We start from the raw sequence: 25,584 nt of genomic DNA, 5'->3' as shown, positions 1-25,584 counted from the left end.
GTCTTTCAAAATTATGCGATTGCCCGACGAGGGGTGCGTCGGTCTAATCCGATCCATGCTGAACCAGGCCTTCCACCCCCTTCGCCGCGAAGATCCCGCCCTGCTCACGGGCCGTGGGCAGTACACCGGCGATGTGGTGGCCGAAGGCGTGCTGCATGCGGTGTTCGTGCGCTCACCCTTGCCGCACGGCCGACTGCGTTCCATCGCGACCGAAGCGGCCGAACAGTCCGGCGGTGTGGTGGCGGTGCTCACGGCCGCAACCCTGCTGGCCCCGTCGGAGGCCGGCCGTGTGGTCCACATGCCCCCGCCCAACCCGCTGCTGCCCGTGGTCAGCATTCCGCGCATCGAACCGCTGGCACGCGGCGAGGTGGTCTATGTCGGCCAGCCCGTGGCGCTGGTGCTCGCCCGTTCGCTGGCCCAGGCGCAGCAGGCTGCGGCTTGCGTGCAGCTCGACATCGAACCGCTGGCACCCGTGCTGGACTTCGACGGTGCGAGCCCGGTGACCGAGGTGGTGCACCACTTCGAAGCATCAAGCGCCCATCCTGCCGTGGCCAGCGAGGTCCATGCCGCGCTGGAGGTGCCGCGCGTGCTGGCCCTGTCGATGGAGCCGCGCGGCATGCTCGCGCACTGGCATGGCGATGCCGATGCGGCAACAGCCCGCCTCACGGTCCACCTGGGCACGCAGTCGCCGTCCCGTGCGCAGGCCGACATCGCCGCCGCGCTCGGCTGGGACGAAGCGCACGTGCGCGTCATCACTGGCAATGTGGGCGGCGCGTTTGGCGCCAAGTCCTCGCTGTGTCCCGAAGACCTGGCCATTCCCCTGGCCGCGCGCCGGCTGGGTGCCTCGGTGCGCTGGATTTCGACGCGCTCGGACGAGTTCACCTCCGGCATGCATGGCCGCGGTGCGCGCCTGGCGGGCCGGCTGTCCGTCACGGCGCAAGGGCGCTTTGCTGCGCTGCAGGCCGAGCTGCATTTCACGCTTGGTGCCTGGCTGCCGTTCTCGGCCGTCGTGCCGCTGCGCAACACCGCGCGCATCCTACCCGGGCCCTACCGCGTGGCGCGGCTCGACGTGCAGGGCCGTGCCGGCCTGGCGCACACGGCACCGGTCACGATCTACCGCGGCGCGGGCCGGCCCGAGGCCGCGCTGCTGATGGAAACCCTGGTCGAGCAGGCCGCGCGCGCCGCTGGCATCGACCCCGTGGAGCTGCGCCGGCGCAACCTGGTGGAAGCGGTGGACATGCCGTACACCACCCCCACCGGCGAGGTGTACGACAGCGGAGACTACCGGCGCGCGCTGGAGACGGCCTGCGAGCGCTTCGGCTACGAGGCGCAGCGTGAATCGCAGCGCAAGCGCCGCGCCGATGGCGAGGTGGTGGGCATTGGCCTGGCGCTTTACGTCGAGCCCTGTGGCGTGGGCTGGGAGTCGGCACGCGTGGACTGGCACGCAGACGGCCGCGTGACGGTGGCCACGGGATCACCCGCGCAGGGCCAGGGCCATGGCACCACCTATGCGCGCATCGCTGGCGAAGCGCTGGGCCTGGCCGAAGAGGCCATCGCCGTGGTCTACGGCGACACGGCCCTATGCCCCCCGGGCGTGGGCGCACTGGCGAGCCGCAGCACAGCGATTGCGGGCAGCGCCATCGTGCAGGCCTGCCGCGACCTGCTGGCGCGGCGCGCGGCGGGCGAGGCGCTGCCCCTGTCTTCGGAGGGCCGCTTCACCGCCGGTGAGGCCTGGAGCTACGGCTGCGTGATCGCGTGCATGGCGGTCGACCGCGACACCGGCCGCCCCACCATCGAGCAGATCACCTGGGCCGACGACGCGGGCCACATCGTCCACCCCGCGCTGGCCAAGGGCCAGTTGATCGGCGGCCTAGCCCAGGGCCTGGGCCAGGCCATGCTGGAGCGCCTGGTCTACGACGGCGCAGGCCAGCTTGTGACCGGCTCGCTGATGGACTACGCAGCGCCGCGCGCCGACGACATGCCGGTGACCATCGACATCGAGAGCTTTTCCACGCCCAGCCCGCACAACCTGCTGGGCGCCAAGGGCGTGGGCGAGGCCGGGTGCATCGGCGTGCCGGCCGCGCTGATGAATGCGGCGCGCGATGCGCTGGCGCCGCTGGGCGAATGCGCGCTGCAGTTTCCCCTCACCTCCGAGCAGTTCTGGCGTGCGATGAGCGGCCAGTCTGCATGAACCGAACCTATGTCTTGAAAGGAAAACACCATGGATTACCAAAAGTCTGAAGCCAAGGAATACGCACGCGAACATTTCGTCGGCGTCTGGGCGGCCAACCTCACCCCCTTCGACGAGGCGCTGCGCATCGACGAGAAGGCGCTGCGCCAGAACATGGACCACTGGATCCGCGACCTGAAGCTCGGCGGCCTGTTCATCGCGGGCAAGCAGGCCGAGTTCTTCGCCATGTCGGTGCAGGAGCGCAAGCGCCTGATCACCCTGTCGGTCGAGGTCGCGCAGGCTGCGGGCAACCGCGGTGGCATCGGCCGCTGCGGCATCATCACCTCGTGCTCGGACACCAACCTTGACGTGGTGCTCGACCTGGCGCGGCACTCGGCCAACGCGGGCGCCGACTACGTGATCGTGCACAGCCCGGTGCTGCACTTCGGTGCCGATACCGAGGAGACGATCTACGAGTACTACCGTTACCTGTCGGAGCAGCTGGACATCGGCATCGCCATGTGGAACCACCCCGACTGCGGCTACACCATGAGCCCCGAGCTGTGCAACCGCATCGCCGACCTGCCCAACATCGTGGCCATCAAGTACAGCGCCGACCGCGCCCGCTACAAGCGCCTGACCGAACTGGCCGGCCACAAGATCCAGGTGAGCAACCCCTCCGAGGAAGACTGGCTGGAGAACATCATCGAGCTCAATTGGAAGCTCTACCTTTGCTCCACGCCGCCCTTCCTGCTGCAGACCAAGGTCGACCAGCGCATGAACGAGTACACCCGCCTGGCGTTTGCCGGCCAGCACGCCGAGGCGCGCAAGGTGCGCGACAGCCTGGAGCCGGTGCGCGCGGCGTTCCGCGCCAGCAAGCCCGCGGGCAAACCGCAGGCGCACGGCAAGGCCTGGCAGGAGCTGCTGGGCCAGCATGGCGGCCCGGTGCGCCGGCCGCTGCTGAATATGACCGAGGCCGAGATGGCCGCCACGCGCGAAGCCTTTGCGGGCTGCGGCCTGCGCCTGGCCTGATGCGCGCACCCGAATGAGCCAGAGCATGCCGATCCAGCTGCAGGTCAATGGCAGCGCATTCAGCGTGCAGCTCGATTCCAACACGCTGCTGGTCGACTGCCTGCGTGGGCCGCTGGGCCTGCGCGGCACGCACCAGGGCTGCGACACGGCCCAGTGCGGCGCCTGCACGGTGCAGGTGGATGGCCGCGCAGTGAAGTCGTGCAACGTGCTGGCCCTGCAGGTTCAGGGCAGGGCGGTGCGCACGGTCGAGGGCTTGGCCTCCGCGCCGGACCAATTGCACCCGATGCAGCAGGCCTTCAGCCGGCACCACGCGCTGCAGTGCGGCTTTTGCACGCCGGGCTTTCTGATGCGCGCGGTGGCCATGGCCGACGAGCCCGAGGCTGCTGGCGAGTCCATCGACCCGCACTGGGTGCGCCATGCCCTGGGTGGCAACCTGTGCCGGTGCACGGGCTATGAAGGCATCGTGAAGGCGGTCTGCGAAGGACTCACTGCCATGCGCGGAGCGGAGCCGGCATGAACGCACTGGACTTTGAGCGCCCCACCTCGCTGGCCGAGGCGCTGGCGCTGATGACCCCCTCGCCGGAAGGCAGCCAGGCCTGGCTCGCGGGCGGCCAATCCCTGCTGGCCGCGATGAAGCTGGGCATGGCCACGCCATCGCTGCTGGTCGACCTGCAGTACGTGCCGGGCCTGCGCGATATCCGCGTGGACACCGGGCCGGACGGCGTGCCTGCGCTATGGATCGGCGCCATGGCCACGCACGCCAGTGTGGCCGCCAGCGCCACCGTGCGCGGCTTTGCACCCGGCCTGGCGGCCCTGGCCGGCGGCATTGCCGATGCGCAGGTGCGCAACATGGGCACCCTCGGCGGCTCGCTGGCGCACAACGACCCAGCGGCCTGCTGGCCGGCGGGCGTGCTGGCAGCGGGTGCCACCATCGTCACCTCGCAGCGCGAGATCGCGGCGGATGCCTACTTCCAGGGCCTGTACACCACGGCGCTGGAACCGGGCGAGCTGATCGTCGGCGTGCGCTTTCCTCAGATGGCGGGCCTGCACTACCTCAAGTTCGAGCAGCCGGCCTCGCGCTTTGCGCTGGTCGGCGTGGCCGTGGCACATGCCGGGCCGGGCCAGGTGCGCGTGGCCGTGACCGGCCTGGGCATGGGCATCGCGCGCTGGCCCGGGGCCGAGCAGGCGCTCTGCGTGCAGTTCGGCCTGGCGGCCCTGTCTGCCGTCACCCCGGATGATTTGCAGGCGCTGGGTGACCTGCATGCCTCGGCCGGCTACCGTTGCCACCTGGCGGGTGTACTCGCCCGGCGCTGCGTGGCCGCCCTCACGGGCGAGGCGCTGCCGCGGCATGCGCCACTGGCGCCACTGGCTGTCCAGCAGGCGCCGGCAACGTCAGACAGCGAAGCGGCGCCCAAGGACGGCTTCGGTGGCCGGCAGCTGCTGGCGGCACCGCCGGCCCAGGTCTGGCAGGCCATCCTCGATGCACAGAACCTGCAGGCCAGCATCCCCGGCTGCGAGGCGCTGGCGCAGCGCAGCCCCACGGACTACGAAGCCACGGTCAAGGTCGGCCTGGGCCCGCTGTCGGTGCGCTTCAAGAGCGATGTGACGCTGCACGACCTGCAGCCGCCCCGGTCGCTGACCATGGTCTTTGTCGGCCAGGCGGGCGCCCTGGGCAGCGGCCAGGGCACTGCGCGGGTGCGCTTCGAGCCGACGCCCGATGGTGGCACGCTGCTGCACTGGTGGGTGCAGGTGCAGCTCAGCGGGCGCCTGGCGCAGTTCGGCAACCGGCTGGTCGAAGCCAGCTCGCGCAAGCTCAGCGAAGAGTTCTTCGAGCGTTTCAGCCGGGTGCTGGGCGTGCCCGCCGACCGGCCTCCCCCATCTGCGTGGCACAGTCTGCAGCGCCTGCTGGCACGCTGGTTTTCCCTGTTTCGAAAGTGAGTGTCTCCATGCCCTACCAACCGGCCGAGCTGGCCTACGACCACTACAGCCAACCCCTGAACTTCCAGCACTGGCTCGATGCCAACAGTGCCCGCCTGCAGCCCCCCGTGGGCAACCAGCAGATATGGCAGAACGCCGACCTGGTTTGCACCGTGGTGGGCGGCCCCAACGAGCGCACCGATTTCCACGACGACCCCTACGAGGAATATTTCCACCAGTTCAAGGGCAATGCCTCGCTGCTGATCGCCGACCGCGGAAAGTTCGAGCGCGTGCACCTGCGCGAGGGCGACATCTTCCTGTTGCCTGCGCATGTGCGGCATTCGCCGCAACGCCCGGAGCCAGGCAGCCTGTGCACGGTGGTGGAGCGCAACCGGCCCGTGGGCTCCATCGACGCCTTCGAGTGGTACTGCGCGGCCTGCGGCGGCCTGGTGGTGCGCAGCGAACTGCAGCTCACGAGCATCGTCGAGGACCTGCCGCGCACTTACACCGCGTTCTACGATTGCGCACCGGCCGAGCGCACCTGCGCGCACTGCGGCGAGGTGCACCCGGGCCGCGACTGGCGCAGCTGGCACGCGCGCTGTGCCGAGCGCTTTCCGAACACGGCGGCTGTGGCATGACGCGGGTGCACGCACCGCTGCGGCTCGCCGTGGTCGGCTTCGGTGCCATCGGCCAGGCCCTGGCGCAGGAACTCGCGAGTGACCACCGGGTGCGGCTGGCGCAGGTCATCGTGTCCCCGGGCTCCATTGCGGCCGCGCAGGCGGCGTGCGCAGTCATCGCGCCGGATGTGCGTGTGGCCAGCACGCTGGATTGCGGGCCGGGGCAGCGCCCTGATCTTGTCGTCGAATGCGCTGGCCACACCGCGGTGCTGGCCCATGTGGTGCCTGCCCTGCAGGCCGGCATCCCCTGTGCCATGGCCTCGGTCGGCGCCCTGCACGATGCGGATCTGCTCGCACGGCTGGAGGCGGCGGCCTACGAGGGCGGCACCCGGCTGCAGCTGGTGGCCGGTGCCATCGGCGCCATCGACGCATTGGCCGCAGCGCGCTTCGGCGGGCTTGACGAGGTGGTCTATGTGGGGCGCAAGCCGCCGCTGAGTTGGGCGGGTACGCCGGCCGAGCTGGCGTTCGACCTGGCGCGCCTGGCGGTGCCGCAGGTGGTCTTTCGCGGCAGCGCGCGCCAGGCGGCTGCCCAGTTTCCGAAGAACGCCAACGTCGCCGCCACGGTGTCGCTGGCCGGGCTGGGGCTGGACCGCACCCAGGTGGAACTGGTGGCCGATCCAGGCGTGGTGCGCAACGTGCACACCGTCATCGCGCGCGGCGCCTTCGGCCGCCTTGAGCTGCAGATGGAGAACCTGCCGTTGGCGGCCAACCCCAAGACCTCGGCGCTCACGGTCTACAGCCTGGTGCGCGCGGTGCATAACGCCGCAGTGGGCATCGCCTTCTGAAGAGTCAGCCTGCCTTGTCATTCATCCAGTTCAGGTCCAGCGGCCGGTCCTCGAACTCGGTGTTCAGCACCACCGTGCTGGTGGTGCGGGCCACGCCGGCAATCGCCTTGATCTCGTAGATCACGTCTTCCAGCGCGCGCGCATGCGTGGTGCGTATCTTGGCCAGAAAGTCGTATTCGCCGGCCACGCTGTGCAGCTCTTCCACCTGCGGCATGGCACGCAGGCGCGGCGCCACGTCGCGGCAGTGGATGCCGCCATCGTTGCGGATGGCGACGAAGGCCGTGAAGTTCAGCCCCACGCGCTCATGGTCCACGCTGATCGAGAAGCGGCGGATCACGCCCTTGTCCAGCATCTTCTTCACACGTTCATGCACGGCAGCGGTCGAGAGGCCCACTTCGGCCCCGACGTCGGCGTACGAACGTCGGCCATCGGTGCCCAAGGCAGAAATAATTCTGGTGTCTATCTCATCTGTCTGAATATTTGCTTGCATAAGCGCATGAATTTGGTAAAAATTCCGAAATCCCTGTGATTTCCATAAATTTTCCGGTCAGGTGAAGAATATGCCGACATTTTTCAATGCGCAAGCAGGCAAGCACCGTGTGTGGGCTATCGCCATCGCCCTGTTGCTGGTCTACGTGGTCTGGGGCACGACCTATTTCGCCATCGGCATCGCCGTGCAGACCATGCCGCCACTGCTGATGAACGCCATCCGTTTCCTCTGCGCCGGCGCCATCATGCTGGCCGTGGCGCTGTGGCAGGGCCATGCCCTGCCCACGGCCGTGCAGTGGCGCAACTCGGCCGTGGTGGGCGGGTGCATGGTCTTCCTGGCGATGAACCTCATGGGCTTTGCGCAGAAGATGGGCATCGGCTCGGGCCTGATGGCCACGGTGGTCACCACCATGCCCATGTGGCTGGCGCTCTGGTCGCGCTGGGGTGGCGAGCGTGTGCCCGCCACCAGCTGGATCGGCCTGGGCCTGGGCGTGGTGGGGGCGCTGCTGCTGGCGATGGAGGGCGATTTCTCGGCCACCTGGCTGGGTGCGCTGCTGGCCTTCGGCGCGCCGCTGTGCTGGAGCATCGGCTCCTACGCCTCGCTCAGGCTGAGCCTGCCTGCACCCGCCATGGCCTCGGCCGCGCAGTGGTTCACGGGTGGGGCCATGGGCCTGGTGGTGGCGTTGTGCTTCGAGCCGGTCAGTGCGCTCGGCCAGGTCAGCGCCAGGTCGTGGGCGGCCTGGGTGTACCTGCTGTTCTTCGGCACGCTGGTCGCTCTCAACGCCTACCTGTGGCTGCTGCAGAACACCTCGTCCGCGCTGGCGGGCAGCTATTCGTTCGTGAACCCAGCCGTGGCCCTGCTGGTGGGCGTGGCGCTGGGCGGCGAGTTGCTCACAGGCTGGGTGTATGCCGCGTTGCCGCTGATCGGTGCGGCGCTGGTGTTCATCCTCTACGGCAAGGCGCTCATGGAACGTTGGGGGCGCCGTGCGCCTGCCGCGCTGGAAAGCGGCGCAGGCCAGGCGGGATAGGGCTTGTTGACAGGCCCTGTGCGTCCTGAGCGGTCATGCGTCGGGCACTACGGCCGTCGCCTCGATCTCGATCTTGGCGCGCTCTTCCATCAGGCCGGCCACCTGCACGCAGGCCATGGCCGGGAAGTTCTTGCCCAGCACCTCGCGGTAGACCACGCCCAACTCCTTCAGCCGTGCGTTGTACTCGTTGCGGTCCACCACGTACCAGGTCAGGCGCACCAGGTGTTCGGGGCCGGCGCCGCCGGCTTCGAGCACGGCGCGCACGTTGAGCAGGGTCTGGCGTGTCTGGGCGATGAAGTCATCGCTCTCGAACTGCTGCTCGGCATTCCAGCCAATCTGGCCGCCGGTGAAGATCATCATGCCGCGTGCGGCCACGCCGTTGGCGTAGCCCTTGGGCGTGACCCAGCCGGTGGGTTGCAAGTGGGTGTTCATGGTGTCGTGTTCGATGAAGGAGTGGCTGCTGCCGCAGCGGCTTCGCGCTGGCGCAGCCGAAAGCGCTGAAGTTTGCCGGTTTCCGTGCGCGGCAGGGTGGCCGCGAACTCCACCAGGCGCGGGTATTTGAACGGGGCGATGGTGGCCTTCACATGGTCCTGCAAGGCCTTGGCCATGGCGGCGTCGCCCGTGTGGCCGGGCTTGAGCACGCAAAAGGCCTTGACCACCATGCCGCGCTCCTCGTCGGGCACGCCGATCACGGCGCATTCGGCCACGGCGGGGTGGCGCAGCAGGGCGTCTTCCACCTCGGGGCCGCCGACGTTGTAGCCCGCGGTGATGATCATGTCGTCGTCGCGCGCCTGGTAGAAGAAGTAGCCGTCCGCGTCCTGCACGAAGGCGTCGCCCGGGTAGTTCCAGCCGTTCTTCACGTACTTGGCCTGGCGCGGGTCGTCGAGGTAGCGGCAGCCCGTGGGGCCGACCACGGCAAGCTTGCCCACCGTGCCGCGCGGCAGTTCCTTGCCCTGGCCGTCCACCACCTTGGCCTGGTAGCCCGGCACCACCTTGCCGATGGCACCGGCGCGGCTCTCGCCACCCGCGGCCGAGATGAAGATGTGGAACATCTCCGTGGCGCCGATACCGTCGGTCATGTCGATGCCCGTGGCCTCCTTCCACAGCTGGCGCGTGGCATCGGGCAGGGCCTCGCCCGCGCTCACGCTGGTGCGCAGCGTGGGCATGCCCAACTGGCGCGCAAACGGTGCCATCTGGCGGTAGAAGGTGGGGGCGGTGTAGCAGATGGTCACGCCGGCGTCGTTCATCAGGCGCACCATGGTCTCAGGCGTGTAGGGCTGGTCGGGGAAGTAGATGCTGGCGCCTGCCCACATGGGGAACAGCAGCAGCCCGCCGAGGCCAAAGGTGAAGGCCAGCGGCGGCGAGCCGGCCACGATGTCGTCGGGCCGGGCGCGCAGCACATGGCGTGGCCAGGCCTCGCAGGCGGCCAGCACGTCGCGGTGCGTGTGCACGGCCGCCTTGGGCGCGCCCGTGGTGCCCGAGGTGAAGGCCATCAAGGCCACGTCGTCGGCCGAGGTCGGGCGGGCCGGCTGGGTGCCCGGCATGGCCTGCGCGCGCACCAGCAGGTCGCCTGCATCGGGCGCAGTGTGGAAAGGAACGATGGCCGCGAGCACCGGGTAATCCGCCTGTGCGGCCAGCAGCTCGGCCAGCAGCCGGCCATCGCACAGTGCCAGGGTGGGCTGGGCCCGCTCGATGATGCTGCCCAGCTCCACCGCGCGCAGCAGCGGCATGGTGGCCACCGCCACCAGCCCGGCGTGCACCACGCCCAGCCAGGCCAGCGCCATCTCCACCGTATTGCCGCCGCGCAGCAGCACACGGTTGCCGGGCACCAGTCCATGTTCCTGTGTCAGAAGCTCGGCAATGCGCGCGGCCTCGGTGCGTGCCTCGCGGTAGCTGTAGCTGCGGTGCGGGCCGCGCAGCAGGGGGCGGTCGCCATGGCCGGCGCGTTCAGCCTGGTCGAACAGGGCCTGCACCAGGTTGGCCTGTTCTGCGATCTGCAGCTCGGGTGTGTCGTAGTGGAACGTGGGCAGGGCCTCGCGTGCGGGCAGGCGGTCGTGCACGAACTGGTCGGGCTGGGCGCTGGGGTGGGCCATGGAATGATCCTTCCTTGTGGGCTGCGGGTCAGGATGCCTGCAGGGCGGCCTTGCCGATGATGAGCTGCTGCACCTCGGTCGCGCCTTCATAGATGCGCAGCGAGCGGATGTCGCGGTACAGGCTTTCCACCTTGCTGCCCACCTCCACGCCGCGCCCGCCATGCAGCTGCAGCGCCATGTCGATCACGCGCTGGGCGTTCTCGGTGGCGGTCATCTTCGCCATGGCCGCCTCGGCGGTGATACGCGTACCGCCGTGTTTTTCGCCTTCGTCGCGCAGCCAGGCGGCGCGGTAGGTCAGCAACGCGGCGCTGTCCACCAGCGCCGCCATCTCGCCGATGCGTGCCTGCGTGAGCTGAAAATCCGCCAGCGTCTGGCCGAACATCTTGCGCTGGCGTGCGTGGTGCACGGCCTCGGCCAGGGCCCGGCGCGCCATGCCCAGGGCGGCAGCAGCCACCGACGCGCGGAAGATGTCCAGCGTGCGCATGGCCAGCTTGAATCCGCCGTTCAGCTCGCCCAGCAGGGCCGTGGCCGGCACCTGGCAGTCCGTGAAGGCCAGCGTGGCCAGCGGGTGCGGCGCCATCACGTGGATGTGCTTCGACGTGTCCAGGCCTTGCGCCGTGGCATCGACGATGAAGGCGCTCATGCCGCGCGTGCCGCCGTCCGGCTCGGTCTTCGCGAACACGCAGTAGAAGTCGGCGATGCCGCCGTTGCTGATCCAGGTCTTGCTGCCGTTGAGGGCATAGGCCCCGCCGGCTGCCGGCAGCGCCGTGGTGCGCATGGCGCCCACGTCCGACCCGGCCTCGGGCTCGCTCAGTGCAAAGGCCGCAATCAGCTGGCCGCTGGCCACACCCTGCAGGTATTGGGCCTGCTGGGCCGGGCTGCCGGCCAGGGTGATGGCACCGCTGCCCAGGCCCTGCATGGCAAACGCAAAGTCCGCCAGGGGCGAGTGGAAGGCCAGGGTTTCGCGCAGCAGCACCAGCGCGCGCGAGTCCAGCGCGGGCAGGGCGCCGCCGTGCGCGGCCGGCACGCAGTAGCGCAGCCAGCCGCCCGCGCCCAGGCGCTGCACCCAGTCGCGGCAGGCGGCGCGGTCGTCGGCTTCGTCCACTTCCTGGGCCGCGGCCCAGGGCACCAGGCCGCGCGCCAGCGCGCGGTGCGCGTCGTCGAAGAAGGGCAGGGCCAGGTGGGCCGTCGAAGGCGGGCAGGGCGCCGGTGGGGTGGCAACGTGCATGGTTCAGTCCCCTTCGAACACAGGCTTCTGCTTGGCCGCAAAGGCCTCGTAGGCGCGGCGAAAATCCTGCGTCTGCATGCAGATGGCCTGGGCCTGGGCCTCGGCCTCGATGGCCTGGTCGATAGTCATCGCCCATTCCTGCGCCAGCATGGTCTTGGTCATCCCATGCGCAAAGGTCGGGCCGCTGGCCAGCGAGCGAGCGGTCTCCTGCACCTCTCGCAGCAGGTCGGCCGCGTCGTACAGGTCGTTGAAGAAGCCCCAGGCCAGCCCTTCCTGCGCGGTCATCGCGCGGCCGGTGAACAGCAGCTCCGAGGCGCGGCCCTGGCCGATCAGCCGCGGCAACAGTGCACAGGCGCCCATGTCGGCGCCGGCCAGGCCCACGCGGGTGAAGAGGAAGGCCGTCTTGGCCGCTGCCGTGCCGTAGCGCATGTCGCAGGCCAGGGCCATCATGGCGCCCGCACCAGCGCAGATGCCGTCGATGGCCCCCAGGATGGGCTGCGGGCAGGCGCGCATGGCCTTGACCAGGTCGCCCGTCATGCGCGTGAACTCCAGCAGCTCGGGCATGCTCATTGTGGTCAGCGGGCCGATGATTTCGTGCACGTCGCCGCCCGAGCAGAAATTGCCGCCCGCGCCGGTGACCACCACGCACTTCACGTCGGTGGCGAAGCGCAGCGCGTAGAAGAAGTCGCGCAGCTCCGCATAGCTCTGGAAGGTGAGCGGGTTCTTGCGCTCGGGCCGGTTCAGCGTGACGGTGCCCACGCCATCGGCAAAGCTCCAGGCGAAATGCTGGGCCGCGTAAGGGGCTTTGGGTTCGAACTGTGCGCGCATGGGGTTAGCCGCGCTGATGTTGTGCTTCATTGCTCTGTCTCCACGGGGTGTTGTTGGGTGTGTTCCTTGACCCTGCCCAGCAGCCGGTGCAGGGTGGCGATGTCGCGTTCGCCCAGCGAGGCGAAGGCCTCGACGATCCACTGCTCGTGCTGGCGGGCCATGTCTTTGAACTGCTGGCGGCCCTGGGGCGTCAGGCGCACGCAGTAGGCGCGGCGGTCGCCCTCCACGTCCACGCGCTCGACCAGGCCTTCGGCCACGAGCTGGTCGGTGATGCCGGTGACGTTGCCGCTGGTCACCATCATGCGGCGCGACAGGTCCTTCATCTTCAGGCCGTCGGGCGCGCGTTCGAGCTGCGCCATCAGGTCGAAGCGCGGCAGCGTGGTGTCGAACTGGGCGCGCAGGCCGGCGCGCACCTGCTTTTCGATCAGCTGCGTGCAGGTCAGCATGCGCAGCCACAGGCGCAGGGCCTCGGGGTGCTCGCTCGGCGCGGCGCCGTGCAGTCGGGCTTCAAGGTCCATGGCCTAGCCCTCTTCCTCGTTGGAGCCGCGCTTTTGCTGCGCTTCCAATGCGGCCTGCAGCTGCTTTTGCTTGCCGATCTCGCGCAGCATCTGGTCGCGGCCGCTGTGGTACTGCACGGGCCAGTCGGTGTGCGCGGCGGCCACGGGGCTCAGCTGGGCGGCGGCGTGCAGCGTCCAGGCCGGGTCGGCCAGGTGCGGGCGGGCAATGGCACACAGGTCGGCGCGGCCAGCGGCGATGATGCTGTTGGCATGGTCGGCCTCGGTGATCGCACCCACGGCCATGGTGGCGATGTCCACCTCGTTGCGGATGCGGTCGGCAAACGGAGTCTGGTACATGCGGCCATAAACGGGCTTGGCCGCGCGCGTGGTCTGGCCGGACGACACGTCGATCAGGTCGCAGCCCGCAGCCTTGAACAGGCGCGCCATCTCCACCGCGTCGTCGGGCGTGGTGCCGCCGGGTGCCCAGTCGTGGGCCGAGATGCGCACGCTCATGGGCTTGTCCGCCGGCCACACGGCGCGCAACGCGGCGAACACCTCCAGCGGGTAGCGGCAGCGGTTGGCCAGGCTGCCACCGTACTCATCGCTGCGCTGGTTGGTGATGGGGCTGATGAAGCTGGCCAGCAGGTAGCCATGCGCGCAGTGCAGCTCCAGCCAGTCGAAGCCGCAGGCAGCGGCGCGGCGCGCGCTGTCGGTGAAGGCTGCGGTCATCGCATCCATGGTCTCGCGCGTCATGGCCGTGGGGGTCTGGTTCTGGTCGCCATAGGCCAGGGGGCTGGCGGCCAGCAGGGGCCAGTTGCCTTGTTCGAGCGGCTCGTCCGTGCCCTCCCAGCCCACGCGGGTGGAGCCTTTGGGCCCGCTGTGGCCCAGCTGCATGCCGATTTTGGCGCTGCTGCTGCCGTGCACGAACTGCACGATGCGCGTGAACGCCGCCTGCTGGTCATCGTTCCACAGGCCCGTGCAGCCGGGGGTGATGCGGCCTTCGGGCGTGGGGCTGGTCATCTCCACCATCACCATCGCCGCGCCGCCGAGGGCGCGTGCGCCCAGGTGCACCAGCAGAAAGTCCTGCGGCACGCCGTCGACCGCGCTGTAGGTGGCCATGGGCGAGACGACAATGCGGTTCTTGAGCGTCACGTCGCGCACGGTGAACGGGGTGAGCATGGGTGGCACAGCCGCCTTGCCACCTGCCAGCCACGCCTCGTACCCCTCCAGCCATTGCGCATCGCGCAGGCGCAGGTTCTCGTGGCTGATGCGCTGGCTGCGGGTGAGCAGCGAGTAGGCGAACTGCTCCACCTGCATGCCGGTGTAGCGTGTCACGTTCTCGAACCACTCGGTGGAGTTGCGCGCCGCGTTCTGGATCTTCAGCACCTCCACGCTGCGGCGGGCCTCGTAGTGCTGCAGCACCGCGTCCATGGGCAATCCGGTGGCGAACTCGTTGGCCAGGTCGATGGCGTCTTCGAGCGCCAGCTTGGTGCCGCTGCCGATGGAAAAGTGCGCGGTGTGCGCGGCATCGCCCATCAGCACGATGGGCACGGGCTTGCCGCCGATGGCTTCGCGGTGCACCCAGGTGTTGCAGATCACGCGCGGAAAGCGGATCCAGTTGGCCGAGCCGCGCAGGTGCGTGGCGTTGCTGATAAGGGCGTTGCCATCCAGGTATTTGCCGAACAGGCGCTCGCAAAAGGCAATCGCCTCGGGCTGCTCCATCTGATCGAGGCCATGGGCCTTCCACACTGCCTCGGGCGTTTCCACGATGAAGGTGGAGGTGTCGGCGTCGAACTGGTAGGCATGGGCCTGGAACCAGCCATGCTCCGTCTGCTCGAAAGCAAAAGTAAAAGCGTCGAACTTCTTGTGCGTGCCCAGCCAGACAAAACGGCACTGGCGCAGGTCGATATCGGGCTGGTAGGTGGTGGTGTAGCGCGTGCGAATGCGGCTGTTCAGGCCATCGCTGGCGATCACCAGGTCGGCGTTGTACTTCGCCGCAGCCTCCTGGTCGTCCTGCACGTCGGCTTCGAACACCAGTTCCACCCCGACCGCGATGCAGCGCTCCTGCAGGATGTTGAGCAGCCGCTTGCGCCCGATGCCGCAGAAGCCGTGCCCGCCCGAGCGCACGCTCTTCCCCTTGAAGAAGACCTCGATGTCGTCCCAGTGGTTGAACGCATCGCCGATCTGGCGCGCCGTGGCGGCATCGGCCGCCTGCAGGTTGGCCAGCGTCTGGTCCGACAGCACCACGCCCCAGCCAAAGGTGTCGAACGGGCGGTTGCGCTCCAGTACCGTCACGCGGTGTGCCGGGTTCTGCTGCTTCATGAGCAGGGCGAAGTACAGACCTGCGGGGCCGCCGCCAATGCAAAGGATGTTCATGGGAAAATAGTTTAGGCTTAAACAAAATGCTGTCAATGGGGCCATCCCGAAAAAGCTTTGGGACGGGCTTTGCACTCCGGGCGGGGTGTTGACGCACTGCAGCACAGGGCCAAGAATGGACGGCATGAAGCACCTGCTGCACGCTCTGGAAGGCCGGTTGGCTGCGCTGCCGGGATGCATCGCCCCCGTCGCGCTGGCCACTTACGGGATCGGCAATGTGGGCGCCTCCATCGTCGAGAATCTGCGCCACCACCGTGCGCGAACCCATGTAGGCATGATCTGACAGGCTCGATGGGCAGTTGCCTGCGGCGCGCGAGGTGCTCGCCGGGCACAGTGATGCCGTGCAGGGCGATAAGGTGTTGCGTGCGTACCGTCTGTCCCTGGCCGGCAGTGCGCGCGGCTTCGAGCAAGGCTGGATGGGCTTGCACCAGATGCTGGCCATGCGCCCCCATGCGACCCCATGGGGATATGAAGACGCGGGGCGATGCCCGGCGCACAATCGGGCTACCCGTTCACGCAGGACTGAATGTATCGACAAAAAGCGACGACAGCAAAAATCAGTGCCACTGCGACGACAGAGACGAACGACAACGACTGCCATCCGAAAGAACCTGCCACACCATGCTCTACAAATTCAAGTCCAAAGCCGCCGCCGACCTGATCATGCTCGAACCCCAGGGCCGCCAGATCCTCGAGATCATCGGCAAGACCCCGGGAAACAACGGCATCTTGACTGCGGCGCAGATCCCCGGCGCCATCTCCGCACTGGAGGCGGCCGTGGCCGCCAGCGAGGCCCAGCCTCCGGCACAGGAGGGCAAGGTGGCCGAGGATGAAGACGATCAAGGCAACCGCGCCGAATCGGTAAAACTGCGCCAGCGCGCCGCTCCCTTCATCGACATGCTGCGCAAGAGCGCGGCCCAGCAGGCGGACGTGGTCTGGGGGGTATGAACCGCCACGGCTGTCGGGTGCCATGACAGACAAGAAGGCCCGCTTGCGCGGGCCTTGTGCATTGCGGAAGTCTGTAGCTGCCGGGCTGCTGGCAGCTGCCCCTCGATGTGTCGGGGCCGCGAGGTTCAATCCACCTTGGCCCCCGAGGCCTTCACCACCTGCGCCCACTTCTTGTGCTCGGCGTCGATGTGCTTGGCGAACTCCGCTGGAATATTGCCGCCGGGGATTGCGCCCTGCGCCACCAGCCGCTCCTTCATCGCAGGCGAGGCCAGGGACTTGGCGACTTCCTGCTGGATGCGGTTCACGATCTCGGGCGGGGTGCCGGCAGGGGCCAGCAGGCCGAACCATGAGCTGGCCTCAAAGCCTTTGAGCGTGGGGCCGCCGGCCTGCTCCACGGTGGGTACGTCGGGCAAGGCGCTGGAGCGCTGGCTGCTGGTCACAGCCAGGGCGGTGAGCTTGCCGCCCTTGATCTGTGCCATGGACGACGGCAGGTTGTCGAACATCACGTCGGCATTGCCGCCCACCAGGTCCATCAGCGCGGGGCCGGAGCCGCGGTAGGGCAGGTGCAGCATAAAGGTGCCGGTCATGCTCTTGAACAGCTCGCCCGCCAGGTGGATGGAGGTGCCATTGCCGCTCGATGCCATGTTGAACTTGCCCGGGCTGGCCTTGGCGACGCGGATGAAGTCCTGGACGTTGGCGATACCCAGGGACTTGGCCTTGTCGACGTTCATCACCATCACGTTGGGAACGGCGGCGACCAGGGTGATGGGCACGAAGTCCTTGATGGGGTCGTAGGGCAGCTTGGCATACAGCGCGCGGTTGATGCCGTGCGTGCCCACGGTGCCCATGAGCAGGGTGTAGCCGTCGGCCGGGGCCTTGGCCACGATCTCGGCACCTACGTTGCCGCCGGCGCCGGCCCGGTTGTCTACCACGAACTGCTGGCCGAACACGCGGGACAGGTCGGGCGTGAGCGCACGCGCCAGGATGTCGGTGGTGCCGCCGGGCGCAAAGGGCACGACGATGCGCACGGGCTTGTTGGGCCAGCCGCCGGGGGTGGCCTGGGCGTGGGCAGAGCGGGGCAGCAGCAGGGCGCTGGCGGTGGCCACGGCCAGGGCGCCGAGCGCGCTCAGAGTGAAGGCCATGGCGATGGCCTTGCGTCGGTTGCGGGCCTGGACCTTGGTGGCTATGGCGGTGTTGCTTGGCAGGGGGCGAGGGGCTTGCTGGGCCATGGGGGTCATCCTTGTCAGTCGTGTCGGGTGGTATGCCCCTGTTCTACGCGCGCGCATGCATTGGGGGCAGATGGATTACCCGAAGACCGGTGCTCCAATGCGACACCCGATGGACCCGGCGCCACACCGTGTCGGGCGCCCGAAGGCGCAAAAAAAGCCACCAGGCCCCGGGGGGCGTGGTGGCTTCGTCGCAGTGTTGTGTACGCGGTCTTGCGTGTGTGGCTGTCGATCAGTCGGCGTAAGTGCCGGCCGCCTTGATGACGGCGGTCCACTTGTCGATTTCGGACACGACGAATTTCTTGTGTTCGGCGGGCTCGATGCGCTTGTCGGTCACGACCACGGCGCCCAGGCCTTCCTGCTTCTTGATGAACTCAGGGTCCTTCAGTGCCACCTTGAGTGCGTCGTTGATCTTCTTGGCGATGTCAGGTGGCGTGCCCTTGGGGCCGTACAGGCCATGCCAGATGGTCACTTCGAAGTCCTTCAGGCCAGACTCGGCCAGCGTGGGCAGGTCCTTGAGCAAAGGGGTGGTCAGGCGCTTGGGCGTGGTCACGGCGTAGGCCTTGACCTTCTTGGCTTCGATCTGGCCCGAAGTGTTGGTCGTCTGGTCGCACAGCAGGTCGATCTGGCCGCCGATCAGGTCGGTGATGGCAGGCGCCGTGCCTTTGTAGGGGACGGGGGTCATGTCGATCTGCACGGCGCTCTGGAACATCAGGCCACAGAGGTGCGAGGCGGAGCCCAGGCCGGCATTGCCGATGTTGATCTTGCCCTTGTTCTGGGTCAGCCAGGCCGACAGCTCCTTGTAGTTGTTCGCAGCCATGGTGGGGCGTGCGATCAGCGTCATGGGCACGTCGTTGACCATGCCCAGGTACTCGAAGTCATTGGGCACGCTGAAGGCCAGCTTGCGGTACAGCGCAGGCATGGTGGACATGCCGATGTGGTTGAGCAGCAGGGTGTAGCCGTCCGGTGTCGCCCGAGCGACGCGGGCGGCGCCGATGGAGCTGCCGGCGCCGGCGGTGTTGTCCACCACCACGTTGGCGCCAAGCGGCTTGCGCAGGGCTTCGGCCAGGTCACGCGCCACGCGGTCGGTGGGGCCGCCGGCAGCGAAGGGCACCACGATGGTGACCGTCTTGTCCTTGGATGGATATTCCTGTGCGGTGGCGCCGAATGCGGCTGCTGCCGCTGCGGCGACAAGGGCGAGTTGGATCAGTTTTTTCATGAGTGCTCCTCTGTAAAAGACGGGCCATGATATCCAGCGACCCATTCGCCAGTATTGCGGGAATTACGTACCATGCGGGGGGTAGTGACTTTAAGCAAAAGAGGCTTCAATGGCTGGATGCAAAGGCGTTTTCTGCTACCGATAGCGTAGCAACTTAAGGGTAAACACTGGCGCCGAAACGGGGCAGAGTTTTCCCTTGGTTTGACCTTTGCCAAGGATTTTGGAGGTGTTCGGCAAAATGGGTCAACAGCCCGGCTCCATATGCGCAGAATATGCCTATATATAGGGAATATGGGCCTGCTCCATTAATCCCCCATGGGGCCAACGGATTCGCGCGAATCCACGGGCTCACCGATAGCTGCGCGCGTCCTCGATCACACGGCCATCGTTGGGCAGACTGCCCGGCGGCACCATCTGCACCTCGCCGCGCAGCTTGGTCACTTCGCGGATGGCGTCGCCCAGCTGGCGGGCCAGGCCTTCGGCGGTTTCGGTGGTCTCCACCTGCAGCAGCATCTGGTCGTTGGCCATCTCGCCGCTGACCACCAGGCGTGCGCGCAGCACCTGCGGAAAGCGCCTTGCGATGGTGGCCACCTGGCCGGGGTGCACGAACATGCCGCGCACCTTGGTGGTCTGGTCGGCGCGCCCCATCCAGCCCTTGATGCGGCTGTTGGTGCGGCCCGTGGGGCAGGTGCCGGGCAGCACCGCCGAGAGGTCGCCGGTGCCAAAGCGCACCAGCGGGTAGTCGGGGTTCAGCGTGGTTACCACCAGCTCGCCCACCTCACCCTCGGGCACGGGGTCGCCGGTGCCGGGGCGCACGATCTCCACGATCACGCCTTCGTCGAGCACCAGGCCTTCGCGCGCGCTGGTCTCGTAGGCGATCAGTCCGAGGTCGGCCGTGGCATAGCACTGGTAGCCGGCAATGCCGCGCTCGATGAACCAGTCGCGCAGCGAGGGCGGAAACGCCTCGCCCGAGACCAGGGCCTTGGTCACGGTGGGCAGGGCCACACCCATCTCTGCGGCCTTCTCGACGATGAGCTTGAGGAAGCTCGGCGTGCCGATGTAGCCGGCCGGCCGCAGCTCGGCCATGGCCTGCACCTGCTGCTCGGTCTGGCCGGTGCCGCCGGCAAACACGGTGCAGCCCAGCGCATGGGCGCCCGTCTCCATCATGGAGCCGGCAGGAACGAAGTGGTAGCTGAAGCTGTTGTGGATCAGCTCGCCCGGGCGAAAGCCCGCGCCGTACATGGCGCGCGCCATGCGCCAGTAGTCGCGGCGCGTGCCCTCGGGCTCATAGATGGTGCCGGGGCTGGCGAACACGCGCGGCATGGCGGCACCGAAGTTGAGGGCGCTGAAGCCGCCGAAGACACTGGTCGCACGGCCGGCCTGCTGGCGCTCCAGCAGCTCGTGCTTGCGCGTCACGGGCAGTTGCGCGAGGGCTGCGCGGCTGGTGACCGCCGAGGCGTCGACGCCTGCCAGGATGCCGGCAAAGGCGGGCGATGCTGTCTGGGCGTGGGCTACCTGGCCGGGCAGGGCGGCGAGCAAGGCCGCTTCGCGCGCCTTCGGGTCGCGGGTTTCCAATGCGTCGTAGAACGAATTCATGGCGGTTCCTGTGAATGGGGTTTCAGGCAGTGCCTGTGCAGCGGGCGCTCCGACCGCCGCCGGGCCGCCCCAAGGCGGTCGGTGCCCCCTCGGGGGGCAGCGACCACACGAAGTGAGGGAGCGTGGGGGCCATGTCTTCAGGCCAGCCAGCGCTTGCGGCGCTTGTAGCTTTTCACGTCCTTGAAGCTCTTGCGCTCGCCGCCTCCCACGCCCAGGTAGAACTCCTTGACGTCCTCGTTGCTGGCCAGGTCGCTGGCCGCGCCATCCATCACCACGCGGCCGCTTTCCATGATGTAGCCGTAGTCGGCGTACTTCAGGGCCATGTTGGTGTTCTGCTCGGCCAGCAGAAAGGTGACCTTTTCCTTCGTGTTCAGGTCCTTGACGATGTTGAACACCTCTTCCACGATCTGCGGCGCCAGGCCCATGGAGGGCTCGTCCAGCAGCACCATGCTGGGGTTGGCCATCAGCGCGCGGCCGATGGCGCACATCTGCTGCTCGCCGCCCGAGGTGTAGGCCGCCTGCGACGTGCGCCGGGTTTTCAGGCGCGGGAAGTAGTTGTAGACCTTCTCCAGGTTGGCCGCGATCTCGGCCTTGCTGGTGCGGGTGTAGGAGCCCGTCATCAGGTTCTCCTCGATGGTCAGGTGGGCGAAGCAGTGGCGGCCCTCCATCACCTGCACCACGCCGCGCTTGACGAGGTCGGCCGGCGAGAGGTTCTCGATGCGCTCGCCACGCAGCTCGATGCTCCCCTTGGTGACCGCGCCGCGCTCGCCCTGCAGCAGGTTGGAGACGGCCCGCAGCGTGGTCGTCTTGCCCGCGCCGTTGCCCCCCAGGATGGCGACGATGCTGCCCTCGCGCACCTGCAGCGAGACACCCTTGAGCACCAGGATCACGTGGTTGTAGATGACTTCGATGCCATTGACGTTGAGAACGATGTTTGTAGCTTGTTCCATATGTCGTTACCGGTTGACCAATCGGCAGGCCTGATGGCGCACGCTTGGCGTGCGCTGCAAGCCTGTCGGTTGGCGGCTCCACAGGGAGCCGCACCGTGGTGATGGCGGCAGGGCGTCACACCCTGCGCGCCATTCACGTCAAGACTGGCAGTCGGCGGCGTCGCGGCGGGTCATCTTTTTATCGGCAAGGTACTTGTCGGCACCAGCCTTGACCATGGGCTTGATGATCTGGTCATCGGCCTGGTACCAGTCGGACGAGAAGTTCCACTTGCTGCCGTCCCACGAGTGCACGCGGGCCCAGGTGGAGCCCATGTGGTCGGCGCAGCTGGTGGACAGGGGGCGCATCACGCCGCCAAAGCCCATGGCGTCGAGCTTCTTCTGGTCCAAGGCGAGGTTTTCCATGCCCCAGCGCACCTGCTCGCCAGTCATGACCTTGCCCTTGCCGAAACGCTCCTGCGCGCGGCGCACCGATTCCACGGCCAGCATCTGGATGATCACGCCGCGCGTGTACAGCACCGAGCCCACTTCGTCCTTGGGGCCCGTGCCCTGGCTCTTGTCGTGCACGTGCTTGAGGATGTCCTGGATGACCTTGCTCTGCGTGCCGTAGCCGTTCAGCGCCAGGGCGTGGTAGCCCTTGGCACCTTCGCCCACGTCGCGCACGTCAGGCTCGGCACCGGCCCACCACACACCGTAGAGCTTGTCGCGCGGGAAGCCCGTGGCCTGTGCTTCCTTCAAGGCGGTGGAGTTCATCACGCCCCAGCCCCACAGCAGCACGTAATCGGGGCGGCTCTGGCGCACCTGCAGCCAGGTGGCTTTCTGCTCCACGCCGGGGGCAGTCACGGGCAGCATCTGCAGCTCGAAGCCATGCATCTTGGCGCGCTCCTGCAGCAGCGGGATGGGTTCCTTGCCGAACGGGCTGTCGTGGTAGACCAGGGCGATCTTCTTGCCCTTGAGCTTGTCCATGCCACCCGCGCCCTTGCCGATGTGCTGGATCAGGATGTCGGCGCCGGTCCAGTAGCTGCCCATGAAGGGGAAGTTCCACTTGAATGCCTGGCCGTCCTGCGCCACCGACAGGCCGTAGCCCAGCGTCATCAGCGGGATCTTGTCGACAGGCGCCTTCTCGGTCAGCGCAAAGGTGATGCCGGTGGCCTGCGGATCGAACAGCGCCACGCCTGGCTTGCCCTTCAGGCGCTCATAGCATTCCACGCCGCGGTCGGTGGCGTAGCCGGTTTCGCATTCTTCAAAGGTCAGCTTCACACCGTTGATGCCGCCGTCACGGGCGTTGATCATCTTGATGTAGTCCTGCTTGCCGTTGGCCCATGGCACGCCGTTGGGCGCGTAGGGTCCGGTGCGGTAGGACAGCAGCGGGAAGAACTGCTCCTTGGCTTGCGCGAAGGCGCTCGTCGCGATGGACGAAGCACCTGCAGCAACCACCGCAGCGGCGATCACGAGTTTCGAAAGCTTCATGGATGTCTCCTTTGAATGAATGTGTTGAAGCACGGGGGAAAACAGTCGGGGTGAGCTACCGAGTTGACGCGGCCAGCGGGCCAGCCACATCGGGGATTTCGAGTAGGGACTTTCCTTGGGGCTGCATGGACATGAACGTGCTCAGTGCGGGAAGGGCCACAGGCGCAGCTTCTGCTTGCCCGTGGACCACAGCTTGGCCAGGCCGTGGGGCTCGACGATCAGGAACCAGACGATGAGCGCGCCGAAGATCATCAACTCGGCGTGCGACACGCCTGCCGTGGAGATCTGGATGCCGAAGAGGCCCATGAGCGCGGGCAGGAACTGGTTGAGCACGATGGGCAGCACGACGATGAAGGCCGCACCGAAGAAGCCACCCATGATGGAGCCCAGGCCACCAATGATCACCATGAAAAGCAGGCGAAACGAGATCTCCACCGAGAAGGCCGCCGGCTCCCAGGCGCTCAGGTGCACGAAGGCCCACAGGGCACCGGCCATGCCGATGATGAAGGAGCTGACGGCAAACGCGCTGAGCTTGGCGTACATAGGGCGGATGCCGATCACGGCCGCAGCCACGTCCATGTCGCGGATCGCCATCCACTCGCGGCCGATGGCGCCGCGCACCAGGTTCTTGGCCAGCAGCGCCACCACCACCAGCACGGCCAGGCAGAAGAGGTACTTGCTGGTCGCGCTCTCGATGGGCATGCCGAAGACCTGCAGGTTGTTCACCGACACCGAGCCTGAATCGGAGTTGTTGGTGAACCACTTGATACGCAGGAACATCCAGTCACTGAAGAACTGCGCGGCCAGCGTCGCCACGGCCAGGTAAAGGCCCTTGACGCGCAGGCTGGGCAGCCCGAACAGGATGCCGAAGAAGGTGGCGCACAGGCCGCCAAGGATCAGCGCCGGGATCAGCGGCATGCCCGGAATGCGCACGAAGAAGTTGTAGGCGCCGTAGGCCCCCACAGCCATGAAGGCACCCGAGCCCAGCGAGATCTGCCCGCAGTAGCCCACCAGGATGTTCACCCCCAGGGCCGCCAGCGCCATGATGACGAAGGGGATCAGGATGGCGCGGAAGATGTAGTCGCTGGCCAGCATGGGCACGGCGATGAAGGCCACGGCCAGGATGAGGCCGATGGCGATGCGGTCCTGCGCGATCGGGAAGATCTGCTGGTCCGAGCGGTAGCTGGTCTTGAATTGGCCGTTTTCGCGGTAAAACATGGGAGTCTCCTGCTCTTCTTATGGGTTACACGCGGTCAATGATCTTTTCTCCGAACAAGCCCTGTGGCCTGAAGAGAAGGAAAACCAGCGCCAGCACATACGCAAACCAGATCTCGATGCCCCCTCCCACGTAGGGACCCAGGTAGACCTCGGAGAGCTTCTCGCCCACGCCGATGATCAGGCCGCCGATGATGGCGCCGGGTACCGAGGTGAGGCCGCCCAGGATCACCACGGGCAGGGCACGCAGGGCCACGGTGGTCAGCGAGAACTGCACGCCGAGCTTGGAGCCCCAGATCATTCCGGCCACCAGGGCCACGACGCCGGCCACGCACCAGACGATCACCCAGATACGGTTGAGCGGGATGCCGATGGACTGGGCCGCCTGGTGGTCGTCGGCCACGGCGCGCAGGGCGCGGCCGGTGGAGGTCTTCTGGAAGAAGACGCTGAGCAGCACCACCAGCGCGGCGGCAATGCCGGCGGCGATCACGTCTTCCTTGTTGATCAGGATGCCGCCTTGGAACAGGGATTCAAACGCGAAGATCGGTTCCTTGGGCATGCCGATGTCGATCTTGTAGATGTCGCTGCCAAAAATCGTCTGGCCCAGGCCCTCCAGGAAGTAGGTGATGCCCAGCGTGGCCATGAGCAGCGTGGCGCCCTCCTGGTTCACGAGGTGGCGCAGCACCAGCTTCTCGATCAGCCAGGCCACCACGAACATGATGGCGCCCGCGATGATGAAGGCCGCCACGGTGGCGACCACGGGGCTGGTGATGCCCGTCCACTTGGGGATCCACTCGGCAAAGCGTGCCATGGCGAGGGCCGCGAACAGCACCATTGCGCCCTGCGCGAAGTTGAAGACGCCCGATGCCTTGTAGATCAGCACGAAGCCCAGCGCCACCAGCGAATACAGCATGCCCGCCATGAGGCCGCCGATGAGTGTTTCAAGAAAGAATGCCATGTTTTTGTTCTCCTGCGCGTTCAGTGCGACGTGCCCAGGTAGGCACTGATCACGTCTTCGTTGTTGCGCACTTCGTCGGGGGTGCCGTCGCCGATCTTCTTGCCGTAGTCGAGCACCACCACGCGGTCGGAGATGTCCATCACCACGCCCATGTCGTGCTCGATGAGCACGATGGTGGTGCCGAACTCGTCGTTCACGTCGAGGATGAAGCGGCACATGTCCTGTTTTTCCTCGACGTTCATGCCGGCCATGGGCTCGTCGAGCAGCAGCACCTGCGGCTCCATGGCCAGGGCCCGGCCCAGGTCCACGCGCTTTTGCAGGCCGTAGGGCAACTGGCCCACAGGGGTCTTGCGAAACGCCTGGATTTCCAGGAAGTCGATGATGTGTTCGACCTTCTCGCGGTGTGCGATCTCCTCGCGCTCGGCGGGGCCCCAGCGCAGCGCCTGCAGCAGCAGGTTGCTTTTGATTTTCAGGTTGCGCCCGGTCATGATGTTGTCGATCACGCTCATGCCCTTGAACAGCGCCAGGTTCTGGAAGGTGCGGGCCACGCCCATCTCGGCCACCTGGCGCGAGTTCATGTGCGAGAAGGTCTTGCCGCGGAAGGTGATGGAGCCGTCCTGCGGCGTGTACACACCGTTGATGCAGTTGAGCATGGAGCTCTTGCCCGCGCCGTTGGGCCCGATGATGGCGCGGATCTCGTGCTCCTTGACGTTGAACGAGATGTCGGTGAGCGCCTTCACGCCGCCGAACCGCAGGCTGATGTTCTTGACGTCGAGGATGACGTCGCCGATCTTCTTTTGGTTCATGGTGGGGTGTTGCTGCTCGGGCGGGTAGAGAGCGGGTTTCATGCGGCGGCCTTGACGGAGGCGAAGGTCTTAGTTACGG

24 protein-coding genes and 1 pseudogene are annotated in these 25,584 nt (G+C 67.3%); 10 read left to right on the top strand and 15 right to left on the bottom strand.

Features of this window, described 5'->3' with window-relative positions; genetic code table 11:
* Positions 1–55 precede the first annotated feature (55 nt).
* From QYL93_RS10610 to QYL93_RS10585, 7 genes and pseudogenes are all read left to right on the top strand, one after another.
* Complete coding sequence (locus QYL93_RS10610; RefSeq protein ID WP_305743628.1) at positions 56–2,191, top strand: xanthine dehydrogenase family protein molybdopterin-binding subunit; 2,136 nt, start codon at positions 56–58, stop codon at positions 2,189–2,191.
* 30 nt (positions 2,192–2,221) lie between these two features.
* Positions 2,222–3,202 carry a dihydrodipicolinate synthase family protein gene (locus QYL93_RS10605; RefSeq protein ID WP_305743627.1) on the top strand — a complete coding sequence of 327 codons (981 nt, stop codon included), beginning with the start codon at positions 2,222–2,224 and terminating at the stop codon, positions 3,200–3,202.
* A gap of 25 nt (positions 3,203–3,227) precedes the next feature.
* Positions 3,228–3,719, top strand: a complete 492-nt coding sequence (locus QYL93_RS10600; protein WP_305743626.1) for a (2Fe-2S)-binding protein — start codon at positions 3,228–3,230, stop codon at positions 3,717–3,719.
* Positions 3,716–4,525 (top strand): annotated as a pseudogene (locus tag QYL93_RS31945) (xanthine dehydrogenase family protein subunit M); the annotation flags it as partial. The gene QYL93_RS10600 and the pseudogene QYL93_RS31945, both read left to right, overlap by 4 nt.
* A complete protein-coding gene (locus QYL93_RS31940) occupies positions 4,517–5,140 on the top strand; it encodes a CoxG family protein (RefSeq protein ID WP_370876965.1) in 624 nt (207 codons plus the stop codon). The pseudogene QYL93_RS31945 and the gene QYL93_RS31940, both read left to right, overlap by 9 nt.
* An 8-nt stretch (positions 5,141–5,148) precedes the next feature.
* Positions 5,149–5,757: a 3-hydroxyanthranilate 3,4-dioxygenase gene (locus QYL93_RS10590; protein ID WP_305743624.1), complete on the top strand. Its 609-nt coding sequence runs from the start codon at positions 5,149–5,151 to the stop codon at positions 5,755–5,757.
* Positions 5,754–6,581, top strand: a complete 828-nt coding sequence (locus QYL93_RS10585; RefSeq protein ID WP_305743623.1) for an aspartate dehydrogenase — start codon at positions 5,754–5,756, stop codon at positions 6,579–6,581. Before QYL93_RS10590 ends, QYL93_RS10585 begins: the two co-directional genes overlap by 4 nt.
* A gap of 4 nt (positions 6,582–6,585) precedes the next feature.
* On the opposite strand, the gene QYL93_RS10580 is transcribed toward QYL93_RS10585, so the two are convergent.
* Positions 6,586–7,071, bottom strand: coding sequence for an Lrp/AsnC family transcriptional regulator (locus QYL93_RS10580; RefSeq protein WP_305743622.1), 486 nt, complete (start codon positions 7,069–7,071; stop codon positions 6,586–6,588).
* Between the two features lie 70 nt (positions 7,072–7,141).
* On the opposite strand from QYL93_RS10580, the gene QYL93_RS10575 reads away from it, so the two are divergent.
* Positions 7,142–8,098, top strand: a complete 957-nt coding sequence (locus tag QYL93_RS10575; protein ID WP_305743621.1) for an EamA family transporter — start codon at positions 7,142–7,144, stop codon at positions 8,096–8,098.
* Between the two features lie 33 nt (positions 8,099–8,131).
* Here QYL93_RS10575 and QYL93_RS10570 read toward each other — a convergent pair whose 3' ends face one another.
* The 6 genes from QYL93_RS10570 to QYL93_RS10545 are packed head-to-tail and all read right to left on the bottom strand — an operon-like array spanning position 8,132 to position 15,120.
* Positions 8,132–8,530 carry a RidA family protein gene (locus QYL93_RS10570; RefSeq protein ID WP_305743620.1) on the bottom strand — a complete coding sequence of 133 codons (399 nt, stop codon included), beginning with the start codon at positions 8,528–8,530 and terminating at the stop codon, positions 8,132–8,134.
* The gene (locus QYL93_RS10565) at positions 8,527–10,191 is read right to left on the bottom strand and encodes an AMP-binding protein (RefSeq protein ID WP_305743619.1); all 1,665 of its coding nucleotides are present in this window, start codon (positions 10,189–10,191) and stop codon (positions 8,527–8,529) included. The genes QYL93_RS10570 and QYL93_RS10565 overlap by 4 nt, the downstream gene beginning before the upstream one ends.
* A 28-nt stretch (positions 10,192–10,219) precedes the next feature.
* Complete coding sequence (locus QYL93_RS10560; protein WP_305743618.1) at positions 10,220–11,419, bottom strand: acyl-CoA dehydrogenase family protein; 1,200 nt, start codon at positions 11,417–11,419, stop codon at positions 10,220–10,222.
* Positions 11,420–11,422: 3 nt separating this feature from the next.
* Entirely contained in the window at positions 11,423–12,277 is an 855-nt protein-coding gene (locus QYL93_RS10555) for an enoyl-CoA hydratase family protein (RefSeq protein ID WP_305743617.1), read from the bottom strand.
* Entirely contained in the window at positions 12,274–12,765 is a 492-nt protein-coding gene (locus QYL93_RS10550; protein WP_305743616.1) for a MarR family winged helix-turn-helix transcriptional regulator, read from the bottom strand. Before QYL93_RS10550 ends, QYL93_RS10555 begins: the two co-directional genes overlap by 4 nt.
* A gap of 3 nt (positions 12,766–12,768) precedes the next feature.
* Complete coding sequence (locus tag QYL93_RS10545; RefSeq protein ID WP_305743615.1) at positions 12,769–15,120, bottom strand: bifunctional salicylyl-CoA 5-hydroxylase/oxidoreductase; 2,352 nt, start codon at positions 15,118–15,120, stop codon at positions 12,769–12,771.
* A 124-nt stretch (positions 15,121–15,244) separates the two neighbouring features.
* Between QYL93_RS10545 and QYL93_RS10540 the strand changes: the two genes are divergently transcribed.
* Together QYL93_RS10540 and QYL93_RS10535 are read left to right on the top strand one after the other, a co-directional pair.
* Positions 15,245–15,403: a hypothetical protein gene (locus QYL93_RS10540; protein ID WP_305743614.1), complete on the top strand. Its 159-nt coding sequence runs from the start codon at positions 15,245–15,247 to the stop codon at positions 15,401–15,403.
* A 338-nt stretch (positions 15,404–15,741) separates the two neighbouring features.
* Positions 15,742–16,068: a DUF1840 domain-containing protein gene (locus QYL93_RS10535; protein WP_305743613.1), complete on the top strand. Its 327-nt coding sequence runs from the start codon at positions 15,742–15,744 to the stop codon at positions 16,066–16,068.
* Positions 16,069–16,193: 125 nt separating this feature from the next.
* Here QYL93_RS10535 and QYL93_RS10530 read toward each other — a convergent pair whose 3' ends face one another.
* The 8 genes from QYL93_RS10530 to QYL93_RS10495 all read right to left on the bottom strand — a co-directional run bounded on the left by QYL93_RS10530 (position 16,194) and on the right by QYL93_RS10495 (position 25,505).
* Positions 16,194–17,306 carry a Bug family tripartite tricarboxylate transporter substrate binding protein gene (locus QYL93_RS10530; RefSeq protein ID WP_370876959.1) on the bottom strand — a complete coding sequence of 371 codons (1,113 nt, stop codon included), beginning with the start codon at positions 17,304–17,306 and terminating at the stop codon, positions 16,194–16,196.
* Between the two features lie 220 nt (positions 17,307–17,526).
* On the bottom strand, positions 17,527–18,513 hold the full coding sequence (locus QYL93_RS10525; protein ID WP_305743612.1) for a tripartite tricarboxylate transporter substrate-binding protein: 987 nt from the start codon (positions 18,511–18,513) through the stop codon (positions 17,527–17,529).
* A 348-nt stretch (positions 18,514–18,861) separates the two neighbouring features.
* On the bottom strand, positions 18,862–20,109 hold the full coding sequence (locus tag QYL93_RS10520; RefSeq protein WP_305743611.1) for a phenylacetate--CoA ligase family protein: 1,248 nt from the start codon (positions 20,107–20,109) through the stop codon (positions 18,862–18,864).
* 137 nt (positions 20,110–20,246) lie between these two features.
* The gene (locus tag QYL93_RS10515) at positions 20,247–21,059 is read right to left on the bottom strand and encodes an ABC transporter ATP-binding protein (protein WP_057199886.1); all 813 of its coding nucleotides are present in this window, start codon (positions 21,057–21,059) and stop codon (positions 20,247–20,249) included.
* Positions 21,060–21,197: 138 nt separating this feature from the next.
* Complete coding sequence (locus QYL93_RS10510; RefSeq protein ID WP_305743610.1) at positions 21,198–22,526, bottom strand: ABC transporter substrate-binding protein; 1,329 nt, start codon at positions 22,524–22,526, stop codon at positions 21,198–21,200.
* A 141-nt stretch (positions 22,527–22,667) separates the two neighbouring features.
* The gene (locus QYL93_RS10505; RefSeq protein WP_305743609.1) at positions 22,668–23,744 is read right to left on the bottom strand and encodes a branched-chain amino acid ABC transporter permease; all 1,077 of its coding nucleotides are present in this window, start codon (positions 23,742–23,744) and stop codon (positions 22,668–22,670) included.
* A 25-nt stretch (positions 23,745–23,769) separates the two neighbouring features.
* Entirely contained in the window at positions 23,770–24,699 is a 930-nt protein-coding gene (locus QYL93_RS10500) for a branched-chain amino acid ABC transporter permease (RefSeq protein ID WP_305743608.1), read from the bottom strand.
* Positions 24,700–24,719: 20 nt separating this feature from the next.
* A complete protein-coding gene (locus QYL93_RS10495) occupies positions 24,720–25,505 on the bottom strand; it encodes an ABC transporter ATP-binding protein (protein WP_305743803.1) in 786 nt (261 codons plus the stop codon).
* Between the last annotated feature and the right edge of the window lie 79 nt (positions 25,506–25,584).

Source organism: Acidovorax sp. A1169, assembly GCF_030704685.1.
Classification (GTDB): domain Bacteria; phylum Pseudomonadota; class Gammaproteobacteria; order Burkholderiales; family Burkholderiaceae_C; genus Acidovorax.
This window is presented reverse-complemented; position numbering and strand designations above follow the sequence as displayed.

What these genes read in the sequence shown, in the direction of transcription:
- QYL93_RS10525 (WP_305743612.1), bottom strand. Translation starts at nt 18,513, where the DNA reads ATGAAAAAACTGATCCAACTCGCCCTTGTCGCCGCAGCGGCAGCAGCC.
- QYL93_RS10545 (WP_305743615.1), bottom strand. Translation starts at nt 15,120, where the DNA reads ATGAACATCCTTTGCATTGGCGGCGGCCCCGCAGGTCTGTACTTCGCC.
- QYL93_RS10540 (WP_305743614.1), top strand. Translation starts at nt 15,245, where the DNA reads ATGAAGCACCTGCTGCACGCTCTGGAAGGCCGGTTGGCTGCGCTGCCG.
- QYL93_RS10585 (WP_305743623.1), top strand. Translation starts at nt 5,754, where the DNA reads ATGACGCGGGTGCACGCACCGCTGCGGCTCGCCGTGGTCGGCTTCGGT.
- QYL93_RS10570 (WP_305743620.1), bottom strand. Translation starts at nt 8,530, where the DNA reads ATGAACACCCACTTGCAACCCACCGGCTGGGTCACGCCCAAGGGCTAC.
- QYL93_RS10495 (WP_305743803.1), bottom strand. Translation starts at nt 25,505, where the DNA reads ATGAACCAAAAGAAGATCGGCGACGTCATCCTCGACGTCAAGAACATC.
- QYL93_RS10575 (WP_305743621.1), top strand. Translation starts at nt 7,142, where the DNA reads ATGCCGACATTTTTCAATGCGCAAGCAGGCAAGCACCGTGTGTGGGCT.
- QYL93_RS10600 (WP_305743626.1), top strand. Translation starts at nt 3,228, where the DNA reads ATGCCGATCCAGCTGCAGGTCAATGGCAGCGCATTCAGCGTGCAGCTC.
- QYL93_RS10515 (WP_057199886.1), bottom strand. Translation starts at nt 21,059, where the DNA reads ATGGAACAAGCTACAAACATCGTTCTCAACGTCAATGGCATCGAAGTC.
- QYL93_RS10580 (WP_305743622.1), bottom strand. Translation starts at nt 7,071, where the DNA reads ATGCAAGCAAATATTCAGACAGATGAGATAGACACCAGAATTATTTCT.
- QYL93_RS10535 (WP_305743613.1), top strand. Translation starts at nt 15,742, where the DNA reads ATGCTCTACAAATTCAAGTCCAAAGCCGCCGCCGACCTGATCATGCTC.
- QYL93_RS10590 (WP_305743624.1), top strand. Translation starts at nt 5,149, where the DNA reads ATGCCCTACCAACCGGCCGAGCTGGCCTACGACCACTACAGCCAACCC.
- QYL93_RS10520 (WP_305743611.1), bottom strand. Translation starts at nt 20,109, where the DNA reads ATGAATTCGTTCTACGACGCATTGGAAACCCGCGACCCGAAGGCGCGC.
- QYL93_RS10555 (WP_305743617.1), bottom strand. Translation starts at nt 12,277, where the DNA reads ATGAAGCACAACATCAGCGCGGCTAACCCCATGCGCGCACAGTTCGAA.
- QYL93_RS10530 (WP_370876959.1), bottom strand. Translation starts at nt 17,306, where the DNA reads ATGACCCCCATGGCCCAGCAAGCCCCTCGCCCCCTGCCAAGCAACACC.
- QYL93_RS10550 (WP_305743616.1), bottom strand. Translation starts at nt 12,765, where the DNA reads ATGGACCTTGAAGCCCGACTGCACGGCGCCGCGCCGAGCGAGCACCCC.
- QYL93_RS10565 (WP_305743619.1), bottom strand. Translation starts at nt 10,191, where the DNA reads ATGGCCCACCCCAGCGCCCAGCCCGACCAGTTCGTGCACGACCGCCTG.
- QYL93_RS10500 (WP_305743608.1), bottom strand. Translation starts at nt 24,699, where the DNA reads ATGGCATTCTTTCTTGAAACACTCATCGGCGGCCTCATGGCGGGCATG.
- QYL93_RS10605 (WP_305743627.1), top strand. Translation starts at nt 2,222, where the DNA reads ATGGATTACCAAAAGTCTGAAGCCAAGGAATACGCACGCGAACATTTC.
- QYL93_RS10505 (WP_305743609.1), bottom strand. Translation starts at nt 23,744, where the DNA reads ATGTTTTACCGCGAAAACGGCCAATTCAAGACCAGCTACCGCTCGGAC.
- QYL93_RS10510 (WP_305743610.1), bottom strand. Translation starts at nt 22,526, where the DNA reads ATGAAGCTTTCGAAACTCGTGATCGCCGCTGCGGTGGTTGCTGCAGGT.
- QYL93_RS10610 (WP_305743628.1), top strand. Translation starts at nt 56, where the DNA reads ATGCTGAACCAGGCCTTCCACCCCCTTCGCCGCGAAGATCCCGCCCTG.
- QYL93_RS10560 (WP_305743618.1), bottom strand. Translation starts at nt 11,419, where the DNA reads ATGCACGTTGCCACCCCACCGGCGCCCTGCCCGCCTTCGACGGCCCAC.